Below are 18,862 nucleotides of genomic sequence, written 5' to 3'. Positions count from 1 at the left end.
CTTTCGAAATAACTGAGAAAGGGCTAGGCTAGAGGCCTTTGTTGGCCATAGAACGCTTCTGAAATTACTGAGAAGAATGTCGGTAATAAATGAGACCAGATAGAAAATGATCGGAAATAAATGCGACCAAATTAAATCGGTCCGAAAGATCAAGCCGACTCGCCGCAGCATTTCAGGAGTGATGGCTTTCAAGGGGCTCGGTGGTGTTGCTTTCGAATCGTCGTTGGAAAGGGATTTTTTGAAACGGATGCGGTTCTCTCACCAGGTCGAGTCGGTTATCTCCCAACCGGTTGAGGTTCCTTTCACCGACTCCTTGGGCCGTCCCCAGATCTACACGCCTGATTACCTTGTTTTCTACCACCAGCAGCACCTGCCTTACTTCGGCGCACTGCCGCCGCTGCTGGTGGAGGTCAAGCCGAGGGAGCAATGGGTAGAAAATTGGCGAGACTGGTCAGGTAAATGGAAGGAGGCTCGCCGGTTGGCGCGCAGCCAGGGGTGGCAGTTCCGCATTTATGATGAATCGCGCATTCGCGGTCTCCCGCTCGAAAACATTGTGTTCTTGGAGCGTTTCGAGCGAATGATTTTTGAACAAAGCGACATCGATGCTGTGTTGAAGACGCTGCGTGAGATGGAAGTCGCCCCAGTGCACTACCTTCTGGCACGGCACTTCAATGGCATTTTCCGTGACCGGGGCGTGTCGCTGCTTTGGCACTTGATTGCCACGCGTCAGGTCGACTGCGACATCACCGAACCTCTTAACCACGATCTCGAACTCTGGGTCCCCGATAATGAAACTGTATGAAGACGACACCAGCGAGCACCTGGTTCCGTTTGAACCTGTTCGGTCACGCGTTGCCATTGAAGTCGGCGCGATGGTGCGCCGGGACAAAGAGGTCTACCGGATTGTTCAAATCCTAGATCTACAAACGGTGATCGGGACCGAGGTCGAGACGGGCCGCAGTACGGCCCTTCAAATTATGGACCTCAGAGCTGTAGATCCGGAGAAACTGGACGGGCTGTACGTTAACCACGATATCAGCAGCATCAGTTCGGATGCCTGGGCTATAGCGCAAAAGCGCTATTCCGCGATTCTGCCTCTATTGGGCAACACGGTGTTGTCCAAAGAGACAGTGGCAGCGCGAGCGAAGGCCACCGGGATCAGCCCGGCAACGCTTTATCGTTGGCTGGATCGGTACAATCGATGGAATGAGGTTCTGGCTCTTGTTCCGCGCAAGCGCGGTTGGCGCGAGGGCAGCACACGTCTTTCTGTCGAAGGAGAAAAGCTCGTACAGGACGTGCTGGATGATTACTACCTGACGGTGCAGAGGTACACGGTTCAGTCCACGATTTCGGAGATTGAGCGCAGAGCGCGAGCGCTCGATATCCAGCCTCCTGGCGCATCTGCTATCAGGGCGCGGATTAGGCAGATTCCGGAGGTGGTGAAGCTTCGTCGGCGCGGTTATGCCGATCAGGCGAACAACAGACACACGCCTTCAGTCGGCCAGTTTCCGGATGAGGGCTATCCGCTGGCCGTTGTGCAGATCGACCATACCCCGGTCAACCTCATTGTGGTGGACGAACGACACCGCAAGCCAATTGGTCGGCCTTGGCTCACCCTCGCCATTGACGTCTACTCCTGCATGATCGTTGGTTACTACCTGGCGTTCGAGGCGCCTTCCGAGACATCCGTTGCGATGTGCATCGCACACTCTATTCTTCCCAAGGAAGCTTGGCTGGCTGCTCACGACATTCGTGGTGAATGGCCTGTTTGGGGGTTTCCACGAACAATTCATACTGACAACGGTGCTGACTTCCGGGCGCAGAATATCGTGGATTCCTGTAAGAACTACGGGATAGACAGCGTCTTCCGACCATCCAAAGTTCCAAAATACGGTGGTCGAATTGAACGGGTGCTTGGCACTTTCATGAGAATGGTCCACGAGCTGCCAGGCACTACCTTCAGTAACCCTCAGGAGCGCGAGGGCTATGACTCGGATGCTAAAGCCGTTCTCACAATGGCGGAATTCGAGATATGGCTGGTTCGGTCAATTTTGAAGTATCACCAGACCTATCATAAGAAGATCCACATGAGCCCTGCTCGCAAGTGGCAGTTGGCGTTTTTCGGCAATCGGGAGTTCGATCCCTTGGTCAGTGTGCCGGCGCGGCCGACCGATCCTTTGGCGGTCCAGTTGGATTTCCTGCCATCGCAACGCAGGACCGTGCAGACGTACGGGGTGCAATGGGATCTATTTTACTACTCCGAAGCGCTGCGCCATTGGATCAATCGAAAAGATCCCGCGACTGGAAAGGCAATCAAACTGCTTTTTAGGCGGGATCCGAGGGATGTCAGCGTCATTTGGTTCTACGATCCTGTTCTGAAGCAGTACTTTCGCGTGCCGGCCTCATACCAGGCATTTCCTGCGGTGACGCTTTGGGAATATCACGCTGCCAAGGATAAGGCTGTCAGCGAAGGGCGGGAGAACATTGACGACGCATTGATCGCCGAGTACGCCGTCGAAAACCGAAAGCTAGTCGAGGAGGCATCCGCGACCAGCAAGAGAGCCCGGAAAGACGCTCAAAAGAGTCGTACCCACAGCAAGAAAGGTACACCGGCCCAACCTACAAAGCCTGTGGCCAAGCTGGTACTGGATCTCGTCCAGGAGGATTCTGATTTGCTTATGCTTTCGGAAGTCGAGTCGACAGGTGAAGTCGAATGAGCACATACGAACACATCCATCCTGATTTTCGACCAGTGTTGCAGTTGAGCGACCGGGAACGGATCCTCTTTATGGGAGAGGAACGTTGGATCGGGTATGCATCGGCTCGCACTATTCTGGACACGCTCAATGACCTGATCGTCATGCCCAAGCGAGCCCGCATGCCTAATCTGCTGATCGTAGGCGATTCCAACAATGGTAAGACGACCGTTATCAGGCGATTTCAGAAAACGCATGGCGAAGGGTACGTCGACGAAAATGACGATCCCGTTCGACCCCTGATTTTGGCAGAAGCCCCATCGACTGCTGACGAGAAGGCGCTGTATGTGGCTCTTTTGGAACAGTTATGGATGCCTTACAGGATCACGGATACCAAGTTGGCATTGCGCTACCAGGTTATTCACTCCTTCCGCGAGCTTAAGGTCAGAATGCTCATCATTGATGAGTTCCATTCGTTGCTCACAGGCTCTGCAATTAAGCAGCGTGAGGTGATGAACGCTTTGAAGTCCCTCTGTAACGAGCTGGTGATTCCAATCATTGGTGTTGGAACCACGGATGCTGTTCGCATCCTCCATCATGATCCACAACATGCCAGCCGCTTCGATGTTATCAAGCTCGATCAATGGAAGCTCGATCCCGAATTTCAGCGCATGCTCAAAGGTTTTGAGTCGATACTGCCTTTGAAAAAGCCTTCTGGGCTGGCACATCCAGACAAGGCTCGGCGTGTACACGCGATTTCCGGCGGTAACCTTGGGAATGTGCACCGGCTTCTGATGGAGTGCTCGAAGCAGGCCATAGTCTCCGGCAAGGAATGCATTGACATAGAACTCATCGAGAGCATGTCATGGTTGCGTCCTACTCGTGGCATCCGGGAGCAGTCCCTTTAAACCCGATCTGGCCTCTTAGTAAACCGCTGCTTACGGACGAGCTTCTAACTTCCTGGATTATCAGGATGGCGCTAGCTCACGGCTGCTCACCAGCAGCGTTGACCGTAATCGCATGGCCTGGCATTAGGGCTTGGGCAAGTGATTTGGATCGATCTGTTTCAGTGAGTAGGCTTGCGGTTCTGAGTAAGCAGTCGGGTGTGCCCTGCGCAAGCTTGCAGTCCGCCACCCTCGAGCATGTGATGACTTCGATTGTGCGTCAGCCGCACAGATTACTGCGCGCAAGCTGGCCTTGGCTGACGGTACTGGGTTCTCGAGGCGGTCATCATAGCGGAGGGCTGCAATGCTGCCCGGATTGCATTGCGCAATCTAATTCTCGGTTTTTCATCCAGTGGCGTTTAGCTTGGCATACCTGCTGCCCTATCCATGGCGTGCAGCTGATTGAGCGGTGCGGACATTGTCTGGCGCCGCTTCAACCGGAGCTGCTGAGAGCCGGAGGCTCGCTCGGCACCTGCCACAGGTGCGGTGCTGCGCTAAACGATGGCACTCGGTGCGACGCGGCAGTAGCTGCGCTGGCTTTCCAGAGATACGTGGACGAAAGCATTGGCCGTTGGCCCTTGTACGGCTCGTCGCCACTCGATTTTCGCGATTGGTTAACTGTTGCACGAACAATGGTGAGCTTTGCTCAGGCAGCAGTGCGTCGCCATAGCGCTGCGGCTGAAAGATTCTTTGAATCACTGGGTATACCGCTTGAGTCTCTTCAACCGATTCCGGTGGGGTTGCCCCTTGAATACCTTCCTCCCGCTGAGCGCTCTGTCCTGCTCAGCATCGTGTGGGTGATAATGTCAGCCGGGCCACAAAGATTTATCGAAGCGGCACGGCATGAGTCACTTCCAGCCTCGACGCTGCATTTACCCTCCAGTGGTTCTCCTCCAGTTTTGCTGGATTTGGTCGCTGCATTGCAGTCGCCTAGGCATCATTTGGTGAGCTGTGTTGACCGTAAACAAACCAGTAGCCCCGCGCAGACGCTGCGTATGTGGTTGCGACTGAAACGAAAGGTCAGACGACGTGGTATCCGTTGAACATTTGGCTCGTTGTGAATGCGACGGCTGCGGTCGTGCCATTGAACAGCCCAAGAGGATTTACCAAGATAAGCGTTATTGCGGCAACTGTTACCCGCGGCTGTTCAAGCGTCGACTATGTCCTGGCTGTGGCAATTTCGCCAGACTCCCGACATTCGATAAGACCGCTCGCTGCAGTGCCTGTTTAAGGCGCGGTTATTGTGCCCGATGCAACAAAGTCGATTTTAAGATAGGGCGGATCACCCCCTATGGGCCTGTGTGTAAACCCTGCGCAGTGCACTTTCGTGAACCGGCAATCTGTGACGCGTGTGGAACGCTATCTCAGCGAACAGCGAGGAACTCGCTGACCGGCAGATTGCTCTGCCCAAAATGCAGCGGCCCTGCTGCCGAAACCTGTCCTGATTGCCGGCGCCATCGCGTACTGATATCGGAACCTGATGGTCGCAAGCGCTGCAAGGTCTGCATTGAGCAGGGTGTGAATGCGTGCGCGACTTGTGGTGTCAGCACGCCAGCCGGGCGCGGCAAAGAATGTGAGCAGTGCTATTGGGAGCGAACCTTCCAAAAGCGCTTGGCAATCAACACTAGCGGTTTGAGCGTGCTATCGATGGCGCAGCGGTTTGAGCGATTCGGAAATTGGGTTTTGCTTGAACTCGGACCCAAGGCTGCAGCCTTGAAAATCAACGCCTATTACAAGTTCTTTAAAGAGCTCGAAAACGTCTGGCAGGGTGTGCCTCAGTACTCTCAGTTGCTGCGGCATTTCTCGGCCGAAGGATTGCGCCGCTCTCGTGTGCCGATGGGCTGGCTGAGCGAGTTCGACGGATTAGTGGTGTGCGAACAAGCCCGTGAGGAGGATTCGGAGCACCGACGTGTGCAGGGCATCATGGAGCAACCCAGAGAGTCTTGGCCTCAGCAGTTGATCACTGGTTACCACCGTATGCTGCAAAGTCGGCTGGCGGCCGGTGACATCAGTTTACGGTCCATCAGGCTCGCCTTGCGATCTGCTTCTGACCTTCTGGATCACTCGCGACTGAAGGCTGCCGCCATGATTGACCAGAAAGCACTCGACGGCTATTGGCGTAAGTCGCCGGGGCATGTGGCAAGTGTCACGGGGTTCGTCGGGTACTTGAATCAGGTCTACAGCGCAGGGCTGAACTCTCGCCCGGATCCAAGGTGGGCAAAGCAACAGAAACAGGCGAAGCGCGAACGTGAGCTTGTCGAATTGCTGTCACAACGCGACGAGACTAGCGATTTTGAGTCAAGATGGATCGTTAAAGCCTTGGCTTATTTCCATGGGATTGGCAGGGTCAGTCGCAAGGGGCTGGTATATGCGCCGGCAACCTACCAGGGGACTGCTGGATTCAACATCGAATGCTCACAAAAGGTGCTCTGGGTGCCGTCAGCGAGCACCTATGAGCGAGCAATGGACGAATGAGCGGGCAATTCATGGAGTTTGACCAGATGTTCTCTTTCGACCCGGTTTCAAGGCTTTAGCACTGTCGTAGTTGCATGATTGCATCTGCAATTGCTTTTGAATTCGCATCCAAGGTCTCCATGGCTACAACAGCGTTGTCTGCAATATTCTCTAAGCCACTCTCTGATAGCCACTTGGTAATTTCTTCAATCGCGGCGCCTAGGGCGTGCTGATTGTGTAGTAGCAGTGTTAGAGCATCGGCCGTAGCGATCTTGGCATCTAGGTTGTCAGGCATGGCGGTCTTCCTTGGAATGCTTCCTGAAGCCTAGCCCATCTCTTCGCCTACCATAGAGTCATCCTCTTTTTGGGTAGGCAGCGATTCAGGCTGAATGAGTGCTAGCCCGAGTTCGTTGAACTTGTTGATGAGGATGCTTCGGTAAATAATCTCCTTATCGTGTTTGCCGTGGTTGAACGTGACGTAGTCTTCTGGGTAGAGCTTCTTGAGCTTGCTGAAAACCCCTCTGTAGCGAGGAATTCTTTGACATAGCTCGTTGACGAGATGTTTGAACGCCTCTTCATTTTCGCTGAATTTCATCAACAGTCCGGCAGATCCGGGAGGTATCTCACCGGTTTTTCCGTCCTTTCGCTGAACCTCGAAGCAAAAGTAGTTACCCTTGGTCGTTTTGATGCGGACGATCAATATTCCTCGACGCAGTCCGGCGCCCCGGTCCAGATACAGCCAAGAGCGCATATCTGGTGGCAGCTCCTCTTCGTTTTCGACCACGAGTTCAACGACACCGAGTGGCGGCTTACTGCTGAATCGCGCCACGGGCGTGTACCAGTCAACGCGCAGAATGTTTTTCGGATACTCTGCGGCGATCGATTTGAGAGCCTTCCAGATGTCCATGAAAAAGCCTTGGGTTTCCAGCACCACGTCGGGCGCTGCCTCATGCTCTTCATCCGACACTGTTTCAAGCTTGCCAACTTGCTTTCCACTTCCCGTGCCGGTTCCTGCGGAAACTCCATCTGCCTCAGGTGGAGCTGGTCCAAGGCGGCTTTTGTTAGCTTTTACCACGGATTTTGTTTTCTTCACTGGGCGCTTTGCGCCGAGTAGTTTAAAAGGCGCCGCTTTCGCCTCATAGATTTCGGCATGTCGATCCGGCTCAATCGTGGATCGTTCCTGGAGAAAGTCTTCGAGAGCGGCGCTTTTGATTGGGCGTGGCAGCACGAGCCTTCCCAAGCCATCCACACCTTCGCTGCTGTCGAACTTCAGCTTCTGAAATTCGACTTCTGGACCTCTGGGCATGTTCGTTCCCATGAGATCCAAGCACAAAAACGTTTTCCCACCATTCAGCCATTTGCCACGGCCGAGGATTTCACCTGGACCTTCGAACCAGGGTTTGCATTCGAGAAGTATGGCCTTGCCCGGTGCATGGGAAATGAATTGCGAATTCACTCTCTTTACAGCGCTGGTTGTGCGTGGGTCGTAAAGAATATGGGCCAAAAACACCGCGTCGAAGAAACGCATTCTCGGGCCGGGGCGAACCAGCCAGACTGGCAGATTACGTTCTGCTGCCGGGTTCTGAAAAAGAACGTTAGAAACATCGCTCCAGCGCAAATTGGCTAAAGCCCTGCAAATCTCCATGTTTCTGGCATAGGCACGTACAAAGTACTCGGTGCAGGGGATCAGCAGATTGCAACCATCGTCGAGCGAGAAGTTGAGAAGTTTGCAGCGATCGTCGTTTCCCAAGAGTAACGGATACTCCTCATCTGCAAAGAGGTGCCCTTGACCTGAAGCGAACAGCGCTCTGCGTGAGGTAATCCGCGATTCCCCTGCATTGAAGTTGACCGCAAGCCTCTCGGTGTCGAGCTCGGTGTCTGAGATGCAGCGACCATTGCGCCAAATGGTACCCACCCTATAGTGGGGAAGACTCGTGAACGGAATGTAGGCCACCTTAAAGTCGCCTGGGACGTTGTCCTTGAGTCTGCGGAACAGCACGACCGCTAGGGGGATGGACATCGCCCTGTTATTGCGCATCGCAGGTCCATACCACCAGACAATGTAGTCGCCTGGCCAATCTTGAGTTCTTGGATCAGGATTTCTGAGATCTGGCCTTCCGTATGCAAAATTGCAACGCGTCACTGCTTCAGTCACCGACCACTATCTCCTGGCTTTCAGCTCAATCCATTTCGCGCTTCATCGGCTCACCGATGTGCTGCTTATTTGATATCACTATCCAGTGTAAGGACCAAGCGCTCTGATGTGAACTCTCTGGGCCAGTTGTCACGTCATTCGCGTCTTTGGGGAGCGGGCTCTAACTAGAGCCTCGTCCATCAAAAGTAGCTGTTGTGAACACCGATCTTCTTGAGAGGAATGCCATTAATGGGGCATTACCTGATCTCGTCGCCAGATGGTTCCAGCAATGGCAGCTGGCTTGAAGTCGATGATGCCTGCAGAGCCCAGTGGGGAAGTGGCTTGCAGTGGAGGATCAAGACTAAGCGTTTGCCCGGTGCTGAGCTGTAGCTGTGTGAAATACACATCGTGTGAGTCGTTGACCTTGTTGATCAGACGTCCAAACAAGCGGCTACCTCGTGCGATTGCCACGTTCTCGTAGTCGTCGTAAACATTCTCGTAGACCATCGCCGCAACATAGTTCGGGTCTACGCGCTCCAATGTCAGATTGAGGAACGTCCCTTCAGTTACCTCATACGGCACGCTCACGGGTCGCTGAGCGACTACCGCCGGCTGCTGAGCCTGCGCCAAATCTGCAAAAATCAGGGCGTGAACCACCGCGGCGGCGCAAATTAGTTTTTTACCTACCATCAATAACTCCAGACATCAGTGAACCGTTGCGTGCAAGCAGCCCGATAATGAACGAAAAATAGATTCAGGGAGCAGCCGAGGCGGTCGTCAATCGTCTGCGTCCGACTGTGTCTTGCGAGGCATTGTCACCGACGGAGTGAAAAACATGGTGCGTTGAGAGGCGGGCATCAGGATGTCAGTGGACTTGATGCTGCTGCCTTTGCGGCGCTTGGTTCGCCCATCCTTGTCAAAGACTTCGATGTCCTTGCACAGGATCGGCATGTGAAGCGCTTCACGAACGATGCTCTCGTTAGCCATAGTTCCGTTGGCCATGCTCCTCATCATCATTCCGAACGACTGCGTTGGCCGGTCATAGATCTTGCGTGGCAGCAGTTCAGATAGCTCCGTCTCTATCCGCTTGCCGGTCACGCCATCGAAGAAGTGTTCCTCACCGAAGCCCAGGTTTCGCTGATCGGTCACCTGGATGTCGCGCTTGGTGTCGTAGCCAACAAACAGTGCAGGCGTCATGGAATGCGAAAAGTGGTTGCCATACTTCCAATGGATTTCTTTCATTACCGCATTGGCGCGATAGCTGTTGGCGAGGTGGATGAACCAGTAGGTCCTTGGGTTGGAACCGAAGGGTGTAATGAAAAAGACCGTCATGAATTCCGCGCCGCTTTCTTTCAGAATACCTTCTGCCAGAAATCTCTGTATGAGGTGCTGCCATTCCCGACGCATCGTGGCCTTGAATGAGGGAAGCTTTTCCCAAGGAATGTATTTCTCAAGATCGATGTTTTGCAGTGCCTTGCGGTTTTCATCTCGCTCCGACAGATAGTCAATCAAACTGTCTACGTTGAATGTTAATAAGACCTCAGCATTATCCACTTCATTGAAAATGGTTCGAATGCTCGAAAATGGCACATCTTTATACGCGTATTGATCCAGCAGAAACAGCGCTCGTTCGGAAAGCTTGAATTTCTTGATTTGATTAATCAGAGCAGGAAGCGCATTGGTAAAACGCGACTGGAGCAGAAATACATTCTGATCAATGAGGTGGCTGTATCCCCTTTCAAAAAGCACGCCACGTAAATAATCTATATTGTCTTTCTTGATGTCTACGAAGTAGTAGTTGGCTGCAACCTCGCGATCTTGCCGTCTTAAAATATTGAGCTCGGCAACGGTTTGTCGAACTGTATCCAAGGCAATGATCGGCGAGCCGTAGTGGATGCCCACTCCGTCATCATCTTGGTAAACACCACCTCCGCAGAAGCCGTCGATGATATTTATCCCGATCTTGGGAATTCGCTGATTGCTCATCACGACTGTGATGTAAGTGCGAATATAGTCCTCGATAATTTTGTGCTTTATCTTGCTGTGCGGGTCAATCTGGGGATACGTTCCTGTGGAAATATTCCATTTGTACTTTTCATCCCTGGCCATGCGGTCAATCCCTAACTCAGGCTAAATTCAAAAGAGGTATCTCATCCCAGGTTTGACCGTTCAACAGTCGCCCATTGGCTTTCTTCGAGCGTTTAACGCCATCTGCCCCCCAGCCTCCCCATTGTTTGAAGAAGAAGGCCGAGCCCGATACGTCGCACTGGCGATGAATGTTATCGACCCATTCCTGCTGCATTGGGCGTGCTTTGTTACCAGACTCGCCACCGACAATCACCCAGTGGATATCGGTCAGATCAATCTCGCCTAAATCCTCCAGAAGAGGTTCTGCTGAGAGAAATCTGATTGTTGCATTTACCCGGCGCAGGCAATCAATACGAGGAACACCGTATGCCTTGTCCTCAACCGAGACGCCCAGCCAAGCATTGGTCGGTGGTGTGCGCTTGCTAAAGTAGTCAGCGAGTCTTTCGGCCCGTTTTGTCAGAATTTGGAAGGTATGTTGCGTTGCTTCGCGAATTACCTCAAAGACCTGATCGATATAATGATCAGGGACTTTCTCATGAAACAGGTCAGACATCGAATTTACAAAATAAATGGTCGGCTTTTTGCGCTGAAGTGGTTCTCGCAGTTTTTCAGGGCGCAGGCTAAGTTTAAATCCATTCTCGTAACCCGGCGTACCCATCGCTTGCAAACGATGAGCCATATTTTCTGCATAACAATGCTTGCAGCCCGGCGATACCTTGGTGCACCCAACAATGGGGTTCCAAGTCATTTCAGTCCATTCAATGCTCGTCTGGGTACTCATTGCAATTTCACTCCTGTCGTCATGCAGGAAAGTCTTAATCATGGGTTTGAAATAACACTCGTCACCGAAGTGATGGAGCATATATTCTAATTCCTGCCAAGTTTCAAGCATACCACAAAGCTTTCAAAAAACTAGGCAAATAGCCCGATGACATAAATAAAAGTCAGTTTGTTTTGATATATAAGACCAGCGGTGATGGGACGAATATTGCTCGTTGCTGTTCATGCATATCACCAATGAATTGATGAGATTCATTCTGCACAAAGTGCCCATCGCTCGCTTGCTCTTGGCCAATTAGGTCTGACAGGTTTCTTTGTCCGACTTTTAACGTCATTATCCAAGTTGTATATTTTTCCATCCTTCACGAGCTCTTTAAAAGCGAGCTGAAAGTCCGTAGGGTATAGGTCTGTTTCTTCCAAAAAGCCCGCCCAGCACTCATTGTCTATGAGCATCGGGCTCGTCGAGAGCTTTGTGAGCAAGTAGGTCTTTGCAAGCGTTCGGTTGTCTTGAGCACCCGTTGTCTCAGGCGGCTCCTCTATGGTGCCGAACAGATCGTCGATAGGCGCGCGCTTGCTCGATTGATTTCGCAACTTTGTCTCAAACTGACTGACACGTTGAATCATGTGCATTTGCTCAGCGGCTTCTTTGAAGACAATCAGGCCTTTTGGATGTCGGGTGAGATAAATCAGGAAATACAACACACGATCCATGCCAGGGCGTTCCACCGTCACATGTGCTGACCTGCCACCGTAAAGGCTTCCAATGGCCTGGCGGTACTGCGCGACGATAATGCGCTGTCGCTCGGTCGCCGACTCTTTACCCGAAAAGCTGATCGGTTTGCCCAACAGATCTTCCACGTTTGCCTGCTGTGCTTTCATCGACATCGCTCTGTTGATGAAGTCATACATCAGGTTGATGAGAAACTCTGCTTTGTTCAACGCCAGTAGTGGAGCAAGCACCGGAGCGTTGATGACCTTGCGCCACCCTTTAGGGTCGATAAAAAAGAAGGTGAAGTTATGCGATGCCCATGCGGCAATCTCGGGAATTTTGGTGGTGTAATCGCCCTGGATGCAGTCTGCTGCAACGCAGGAACTCGAATCGTTGTCGAGAAAGCTTTTCAGTTTTGAGAAAGCCTCTTTATTTTTCTCGATGTATAAGGCGCGGAATTTAACTTTGCAGCCATGGACCTCTTCGAGCGACTTGGCGCAGTCTTTCATCAGCTTCAGTGAAATGCCAATAGAGGTGTCGCGTAAATCCTCTGATTCTTCAGACCACGGCCCAGCGAAGCAGTCTACGTAATTGATGACTGTTTCATTTCTGCCAATAATCATGAAAAGCCGTTGGAGATAGGTCTTTAGAATAATGTGCTTTACGTAAGCCTGTTCCCGACCGTGGTACTCCACTGGTATCGCCGCCATAACACTTCCCTGTTGATGCGCTCGTTCACTGGTTAGCTAGACGAACAATATGGTATTCCGTAGTGGCGATACGATATCTGAGCCGTTACGGGATGGCTACGCTGAAGACGTCCAGCGAGCTGTCGCTTTCTTGGTCATTACGCCCTCACAGAAGCATTCCTTCCCTGGCTTGTGTGAGCAATTCCTCTACCCGATTTGTTCCGGGGGTAGTCGAAAGCATTTCGATAGGCGTTCTACCTGACAACTGGGACTTGGGTTTGGAGAGCCAGCGTTTAGCTTTTTCGACGTCCCCAAAGAAAGATTCTGCGAGAGCCAAGATATGTGCGATTCGATAGAGGTAATCACTTTCGCTGGTACTCAGCCGTGCATCGCTCGATTGCAGTGGCTGTACGTCAATATTCACGATTCCCATAGCCCGCAATGCCAGAAGGCTGCTCCCTGTCAGCCCTGTCTTCACCAGCTCGTGGAGCTGCTCATCGGTTGCATCTGTTGAGATGTTGAGCAGATATCTCAAGCGGTGGCGATAGGTACGGGAGAAGTCTTGCCGCGCAGGGGCCGCGATCCTCGCCTGTCTCATCGCGAAGTCAGAAGTGGGCTTCAGGATGATTGAGCGTCCGACAACATCAACCGTAAGCTTATCTCCAATCGTCAAAGACATTTGGTTCAACAAGTCACTTGGCAGATTGATGATGAGATCGCCGCTACCATCATTGGTCTGTTGGCATCGAATCGTCCACACATCATTCCCACTCATATTCGGCCACCTTGAACGTTTTAATGGCGATGTATGTATGCATAACGGGCGGTCTCACTGCCCCACGAGGGCGTCGAGATCATCAATAGTGATCCACTGCCGATTTCCCCTGCCAAGCAGAACGTACACCGTGTTCTTGGTCAGGAAAAAACCTGATGATTCAAAACCGATCTGAAAGGATGTACGCACCCAATCACCGGGTTGGTAACGTCCACGACTATCGAGTACAACGCACGGCGCGTAGACCAAAACCGGCTCCAAGCCTCGCGTGTGTAGCGCCATGAGTTCGTCGCTGTTTACCTCAAGGTCCAGAATTGTCCAGTCGCTGACCAAGCAATACGGACGAGGAGCGTATTTTTCTTGTGCAGAAAGGGCAGCCTCCTTTGCGGACAAGCTACAGCCATCTATCGGCGTACCTTGTCCGCCGAAAAGCTTTGCCAACCGTGTAAGGTCCATTTGCCACCAGATGCGTCAAAACAGTGCTTTGAATTCTGCGCTTTCTATACCTGTTTGATGCAACCGTTGGTCAACGGATCTCCTACCCAGTCGCTTGGCAGTTCATTCCGCATGCCCTAAGTGTGTTTCGCAAGCTTCGCGAATCGTTCCAGCAGTGGATAAAACTCCGCAAAATCTGAACTCAGCGGCTCATAGAGGGATGTCAGCTCTTCAAATGCACTACGCAGGTTTTCAGGCTCCGATAGCCGTTTGGATATCACGTCCAAGCCATGGCCGATCATCGAGAAGTCTCTATACGCACCCAGCCAATCCTCCGTAACGATCAAAGGCGCCACCCGAGCTAATGGCTCCGGCAAGGAAGGTTCGCTTTGTAGAAGCGCGTAAACCTTTTCCGAAAATTCCTTCAGGGTGGTTTCTGAGTACTGATCCCAATCCCGAGCCAAGCAGTGATCAAAAAACATGTCGAGGGCTATCCCACCATATCTACGTCGCGTGATCGTGAACCGATCTAAGGCTCGTTTCACCACAGCGTGAGAATCAGTGAACGCGTCGATCTTGCGATGAAGGTGGATCGCTTCTTCTGTTTTTACAGAAAAGCGTCCAGAGAGTGCTCCCTTTACGAAATCTCCGTAAAGGCTTCCCAGCAGCTGTTCAGGGTGCTGCCCCCCGAGATGAAGGTGCGCTAGGTAGTTCATGGCCACTCGCTATCAAGATATGTGATTGATTTCATTTGGCCTGGGTGAGTGCCGCAGGACTTTTTGCGAAGGATACCATCCTAGAGGTAGGCAAAAAGATAGATCAATTATATTCAGCTTAATATCCTCGATATTGAATATCAACCAAACCACATTGTATGCCTACCTACTAGATGGTAGCTTATGGGTAAGTTTTCTGACTGCTTAGAAACCGTCGTCCTCCATACCTGTGAGAATCCCCATGCAAGATTGGAAGCAAACCCGCAAAGACATCAACACACGGCTGGTTGAACTCAATGGCCTGTCCCCCGAGACCATGAAAGGCATGGCTGCGCTAGGCGCCGCTGGCGGCAAGACCAACCATCTGGACGCCAAGACCCGCGAGCTGATTTCTTTGGCCGTGGCTGTGACAACTCGTTGCGACGGATGCATCGCCTTTCACGCGGCGGAAGCCAAGAAACTCGGTGTCACGAGCGAAGAGGTCGCGGAAGCGCTGGGCGTCGCCATCAACATGAACGCTGGTGCTGCGCTGGTCTACAGCACCCATGTGCTCGACGCGTTCGACAAATCCTGAATCACCGACCTTCCACTTTTAGTTACGTCGAGATAATCATGAATAAATTGTTCACTCCGTACGATCTGTCTGGTGTTCCCCTGAAGAATCGCGTGGTCATGGCCCCCATGACACGGACCCGAACGCTAGACAACATTCCAAACGAATCGAATGCGCTGTACTACGCGCAACGAGCTTCCGCCGGCCTTCTGATCACCGAAGGCCTGCCGATTTCCGACGAAGCACGCGGCTACCTTTACACGCCTGGTATTTACGCAGATGAGCACTTGCCAGGCTGGCGCAAAGTCACTGACGCGGTGCACGCCAAAGGCGGAAAGATTTTCGCGCAGTTGTGGCACGTAGGCCGAATGTCCCATGTCTCGGTGCATGGCATTGCGCCCGTCTCCTCGGGGACTGTGCCTGCGGTGGATACCACTGTTTATGCTTGGGTCGAGCCTGGCAAATCAGGCCCGGTTCAGCCTAGCGCACCGCGCGCGCTGGAAACTGACGAAGTAAAACGTGTCATTGCGGACTTTGTGAAGTCTGCGCGCATGGCGATGGACGCCGGTTTTGACGGCATCGAAATCATGGCTGCCAACGGCTTCCTGTTCGATCAGTTCCTGAGCAGCGCCCTGAACACTCGCACCGATCAGTACGGTGGCTCCATCGCTAATCGTCAGCGTTTCTTGCTGGAAACCATCGACGCAATTGCAGCTGAAATTGGCGGTTCGAAGATCGGCGTACGTTTCTCCCCATTCGGACGCCTGTATGACTTCGGCGTGTACGAAGGCGAGCAAGAAACCTGGATGAGCATGGCGGCTGCGCTCAACGATCGCGAATTGGCGTTCGTTCACCTGAACTACCAGCCGACCATCCTCGCCGCGCACACACCACCTGGTTTCGGGGCCGCATTCCGTGAGGCCTACAAAGGCACCTTGATGGCCGCCGGCGGCTTCACCAAAGAGATCGCAGAGTCGGAACTAGCCCAGGGTGAACTGGACCTGGTCGCCTTCGGCACGGCTTACATTGCAAACCCGGATCTCGTAGAGCGCATGCAAAACGATTGGCCATTGGCCGAGGGTGATCGTGCGACCTACTACGGGGTAAGCGGTTCGATTGATAAGGGTTATACCGACTATCCGGAATATGCCTCGGCTAAAGCCTGACATTCTTTTTCCAGCATTCAGGAGCACACCATGCCACTCGTAACGATCAAAGGTATTGAAGGCGTTTTCTCCGATGAACAAAAAGCCGAGGTCATTCGCAAAGTGACTGACGCCATGGTGTCGGTGGAAGGCGAAAACATGCGCGCCCTCACTTGGGTCATCTTTGAAGAGGTCAAGAGCGGAGATTGGGGCATTGCCGGCAATCCCGTGACGGCGCAGGAAGTATTGAAGCTGCAAGCCGGTAAATAAGGGCTTCACCTTCAAGTCTTTGGCTCCGCGGACATTGAGTGCATTCGTGCTCAGTGACCGGGGAGCTTTTTGCATTCTGAAAGAACGCCCAGGTTTGTTGGGGATTAATCTGTGATTCTGATCATCTATGCCCATCCTTACCCTGAGAAATCCAACGTCAATAAGTTGATGCTCAGGCTTGCCGCTAATAATTCCGATGTCGTCATCCGCTCCCTTTACGACCTGTATCCCGATTTCAACATTGATGTCGAAGCTGAACAGAGGGCTGTCGAACAAGCACACCTGCTGGTTTTGCAACATCCGCTTTATTGGTACAGCTACCCCCCCCTTCTAAAGCTGTGGATCGACAAGGTGTTCACTCAGGGCTGGGCCTATGGCGAGGGAGCCACTGCCCTCAAAAACAAACACCTTCTATGGGCTGTGACCACGGGAGGCGAGCACGATCACTTCAATATCGGCGACAACCCTGGGTTCGCCGTGCTCGCTCAACCCCTTCAAGCAACAGCCCGTTACTGCGGGATGCGCTGGCTAAGCCCAGTTGCAGTTCATGGAGCCTACAGAGCTGATGCAAATGCGCTGCTCCCACAGATGCGTGATTACAGCACACGTCTCATCTCGTGGAGGGATGAATGAATGGACACTCATAGCCTGATTGAAATGCTCATTTACTTAGGCTCAGCAGCATTGATTGTGCCCATCGCAGTGCGGTTAGGATTGGGCCCCGTGCTGGGTTATCTACTAGCTGGCTGCCTGATAGGCCCATGGGGCCTGAAGCTAGTGACGGATGTGGAGTCCATCCTGCATTTTGCTGAAATCGGCGTGGTCTTGATGCTGTTCATCATTGGTCTTGAACTTGACCCGAAACGACTTTGGGCCATGCGCCGTATGGTGTTCGGTGGCGGTGCGCTGCAAATGCTTGCGTGTGGTCTAGCAATTGCCGTGTTTTGCGCGGCACTGGGCTTGAACTGGACAGCCGCACTGTTGGTGGGATTAACACTGAGTCTCTCGTCGACCGCCATTGCCATGCAGGCCATGAACGAACGAAACATGATCCCAACTGCCGTGGGTCGCAGCAGTTTTGCCGTGCTGTTGTTTCAGGACATCGCGGCGATTCCACTGGTGGCAATGATTCCTTTGTTGGCCGCAAATGGTGGTACGCCTTCCGGTGCTGAACTCGCGCTGTCCATCGCAAAAATCGTCGGTGCGATTATCGCGGTAGTGCTCTTGGGTCAGTACGTTTCCCGTCCAGTCCTTCGCTTCGTCGCGCGCTCAGGATTGCGTGAAATCTTCAGTGCCGTTGCGCTGTTTCTAGTGTTTGGATTCGGCTTCTTGCTGGAGGAGGCAGGATTGTCCATGGCCATGGGCGCCTTTCTCGCCGGTGTTCTGTTGGCGAGCTCGGAATACCGGCACGCGTTGGAAAGTGACATCGAGCCATTCAAGGGGCTGCTGCTCGGTCTGTTTTTTATCGGCGTGGGCATGTCGATCGATTTCGGCACGCTGATCGATGCACCATTGAAAGTCTTGACGCTTACCTTGGGTTTTATCCTGATCAAGCTGGTGGTTATCAAACTCCTTGGTCGATTCTTGAGTGTCCCTACTGAACAACGCTCTTGGCAGGCGGTGTTTCTGGGTCAAGGCAGTGAGTTCGCTTTCGTCGTGTTTGGCGCAGCAACCGTTGCCGGGATTCTGGTCGACCCTTGGGGCAAAAGCCTCACTTTGGCGGTGGCGTTATCCATGTGCGTCACACCGCTGCTGATCTTGGTGCTTAATCGACTGGAATCCGCAAATAAACGGGGGGATCAGCAAGCTGACACCATTGAACAAAGCAATCCTCGGGTGATCATCGCCGGCTTCGGTCGATTCGGCCAAATCGCCGGCCGACTACTAATGTCGTGTGGGTTTGAAGTCGTAGTACTGGATCACGATCCCGATCATATCGAGACGTTGCGCAAGTTCGGGGTCAAGGTATTTTACGGCGATGCGACCCGCATCGATTTGCTCCACGCTGCCGGCGCTGCGCAGGCAGTGGTGCTGATCAACGCCATCGACAATCAGGAAGACAACCTGGCATTGACCAGACTGGCTCAGGAGCACTTTCCATCTCTGAAGCTGGTGGTACGTGCTCGCGATATGGGGCACATCATCACCCTCCGCCAGATGGGGATTGAGGCAGTTGAGAGGGAAACTTTCGAGAGTGCATTGTCCTTGGGACGAAGAGCGCTGGAGCAGCTTGGGATCGGGCGCTACGAGGCTCGAGAACGCGCGGATAGATTCCGCCGATTGAATCTGGAGATGCTTGAAGAAATGGCAGCCCAACCCGAAGACGACACCGAGTTTAAGTACGACGCCTACAAGCGCGCTAATGCGCTGCTGACAGAAATATTCAATGAAGATCGTGCTCACCCGTTCGATAACGGGCCGGGAAAAACTTTACCTGCAATCAAGGGCAGGAACGCACCAGACTAAGCCATTGG

At 52.8% G+C, this 18,862-nt stretch carries 19 protein-coding genes; 10 read left to right on the top strand and 9 right to left on the bottom strand.

The features are described from left to right. Positions 1-247 precede the first annotated feature (247 nt). From PSH90_RS26035 to PSH90_RS26020, 5 genes are all read left to right on the top strand, one after another. Positions 248-802: a heteromeric transposase endonuclease subunit TnsA gene (locus PSH90_RS26035; protein WP_060753681.1), complete on the top strand. Its 555-nt coding sequence runs from the start codon at positions 248-250 to the stop codon at positions 800-802. Then, on the top strand, positions 789-2,717 hold the full coding sequence (locus PSH90_RS26030) for a helix-turn-helix domain-containing protein (RefSeq protein WP_060753640.1): 1,929 nt from the start codon (positions 789-791) through the stop codon (positions 2,715-2,717). Before PSH90_RS26035 ends, PSH90_RS26030 begins: the two co-directional genes overlap by 14 nt. Further along, positions 2,714-3,604 carry a TniB family NTP-binding protein gene (locus PSH90_RS26025; RefSeq protein WP_305381771.1) on the top strand — a complete coding sequence of 297 codons (891 nt, stop codon included), beginning with the start codon at positions 2,714-2,716 and terminating at the stop codon, positions 3,602-3,604. The genes PSH90_RS26030 and PSH90_RS26025 overlap by 4 nt, the downstream gene beginning before the upstream one ends. Then, positions 3,562-4,683, top strand: coding sequence for a TniQ family protein (locus tag PSH90_RS27640; protein ID WP_081086978.1), 1,122 nt, complete (start codon positions 3,562-3,564; stop codon positions 4,681-4,683). The genes PSH90_RS26025 and PSH90_RS27640 overlap by 43 nt, the downstream gene beginning before the upstream one ends. Positions 4,684-5,353: 670 nt before the next feature. Continuing rightward, the gene (locus tag PSH90_RS26020; protein WP_162492701.1) at positions 5,354-6,115 is read left to right on the top strand and encodes a hypothetical protein; all 762 of its coding nucleotides are present in this window, start codon (positions 5,354-5,356) and stop codon (positions 6,113-6,115) included. A 55-nt stretch (positions 6,116-6,170) separates the two neighbouring features. Here the strand turns inward: PSH90_RS26020 and PSH90_RS26015 are convergent, their stop codons facing one another. The 9 genes from PSH90_RS26015 to PSH90_RS25975 form a co-directional block, all read right to left on the bottom strand. After that, positions 6,171-6,389, bottom strand: a complete 219-nt coding sequence (locus tag PSH90_RS26015) for a hypothetical protein (RefSeq protein ID WP_305381769.1) — start codon at positions 6,387-6,389, stop codon at positions 6,171-6,173. Positions 6,390-6,419: 30 nt separating this feature from the next. Next, a complete protein-coding gene (locus PSH90_RS26010) occupies positions 6,420-8,249 on the bottom strand; it encodes a hypothetical protein (protein ID WP_305381767.1) in 1,830 nt (609 codons plus the stop codon). Between the two features lie 225 nt (positions 8,250-8,474). Beyond that, a complete protein-coding gene (locus tag PSH90_RS26005) occupies positions 8,475-8,918 on the bottom strand; it encodes a hypothetical protein (protein ID WP_305381765.1) in 444 nt (147 codons plus the stop codon). 87 nt (positions 8,919-9,005) lie between these two features. Beyond that, the gene (locus PSH90_RS26000; RefSeq protein WP_305381763.1) at positions 9,006-10,337 is read right to left on the bottom strand and encodes a three-Cys-motif partner protein TcmP; all 1,332 of its coding nucleotides are present in this window, start codon (positions 10,335-10,337) and stop codon (positions 9,006-9,008) included. A gap of 16 nt (positions 10,338-10,353) precedes the next feature. Beyond that, positions 10,354-11,097 carry a phage Gp37/Gp68 family protein gene (locus PSH90_RS25995; protein ID WP_011102969.1) on the bottom strand — a complete coding sequence of 248 codons (744 nt, stop codon included), beginning with the start codon at positions 11,095-11,097 and terminating at the stop codon, positions 10,354-10,356. Between the two features lie 251 nt (positions 11,098-11,348). Next, the gene (gene tcmP, locus PSH90_RS25990; RefSeq protein WP_305381761.1) at positions 11,349-12,515 is read right to left on the bottom strand and encodes a three-Cys-motif partner protein TcmP; all 1,167 of its coding nucleotides are present in this window, start codon (positions 12,513-12,515) and stop codon (positions 11,349-11,351) included. A gap of 145 nt (positions 12,516-12,660) precedes the next feature. Beyond that, positions 12,661-13,269 carry an antitoxin Xre/MbcA/ParS toxin-binding domain-containing protein gene (locus PSH90_RS25985; protein ID WP_305381760.1) on the bottom strand — a complete coding sequence of 203 codons (609 nt, stop codon included), beginning with the start codon at positions 13,267-13,269 and terminating at the stop codon, positions 12,661-12,663. A gap of 54 nt (positions 13,270-13,323) precedes the next feature. Beyond that, positions 13,324-13,710 carry a hypothetical protein gene (locus PSH90_RS25980; RefSeq protein ID WP_224795215.1) on the bottom strand — a complete coding sequence of 129 codons (387 nt, stop codon included), beginning with the start codon at positions 13,708-13,710 and terminating at the stop codon, positions 13,324-13,326. A gap of 131 nt (positions 13,711-13,841) precedes the next feature. Then, a complete protein-coding gene (locus tag PSH90_RS25975) occupies positions 13,842-14,420 on the bottom strand; it encodes an ACP phosphodiesterase (protein ID WP_305381758.1) in 579 nt (192 codons plus the stop codon). Between the two features lie 241 nt (positions 14,421-14,661). Between PSH90_RS25975 and PSH90_RS25970 the strand changes: the two genes are divergently transcribed. The 5 genes from PSH90_RS25970 to kefC all read left to right on the top strand — a co-directional run bounded on the left by PSH90_RS25970 (position 14,662) and on the right by kefC (position 18,854). After that, positions 14,662-14,994, top strand: a complete 333-nt coding sequence (locus PSH90_RS25970) for a carboxymuconolactone decarboxylase family protein (protein ID WP_014860758.1) — start codon at positions 14,662-14,664, stop codon at positions 14,992-14,994. 38 nt (positions 14,995-15,032) lie between these two features. Next, positions 15,033-16,139: an alkene reductase gene (locus tag PSH90_RS25965; RefSeq protein WP_305381756.1), complete on the top strand. Its 1,107-nt coding sequence runs from the start codon at positions 15,033-15,035 to the stop codon at positions 16,137-16,139. A gap of 30 nt (positions 16,140-16,169) precedes the next feature. Continuing rightward, the gene (locus PSH90_RS25960; protein ID WP_134175963.1) at positions 16,170-16,388 is read left to right on the top strand and encodes a 4-oxalocrotonate tautomerase family protein; all 219 of its coding nucleotides are present in this window, start codon (positions 16,170-16,172) and stop codon (positions 16,386-16,388) included. A gap of 111 nt (positions 16,389-16,499) precedes the next feature. Further along, positions 16,500-17,021 carry a glutathione-regulated potassium-efflux system oxidoreductase KefF gene (gene kefF / locus PSH90_RS25955; protein ID WP_305381754.1) on the top strand — a complete coding sequence of 174 codons (522 nt, stop codon included), beginning with the start codon at positions 16,500-16,502 and terminating at the stop codon, positions 17,019-17,021. Further along, positions 17,022-18,854, top strand: coding sequence for a glutathione-regulated potassium-efflux system protein KefC (gene kefC / locus PSH90_RS25950; RefSeq protein WP_305381753.1), 1,833 nt, complete (start codon positions 17,022-17,024; stop codon positions 18,852-18,854). The last annotated feature ends 8 nt before the right edge of the window (positions 18,855-18,862 follow it).

This window comes from Pseudomonas sp. FP1762 (assembly GCF_030687105.1).
GTDB classification, from domain to species: Bacteria; Pseudomonadota; Gammaproteobacteria; order Pseudomonadales; family Pseudomonadaceae; genus Aquipseudomonas; species Aquipseudomonas siliginis.
Note: the sequence above shows the minus strand (reverse complement) of the source record. Positions and strands in the feature narration are given on the sequence as shown.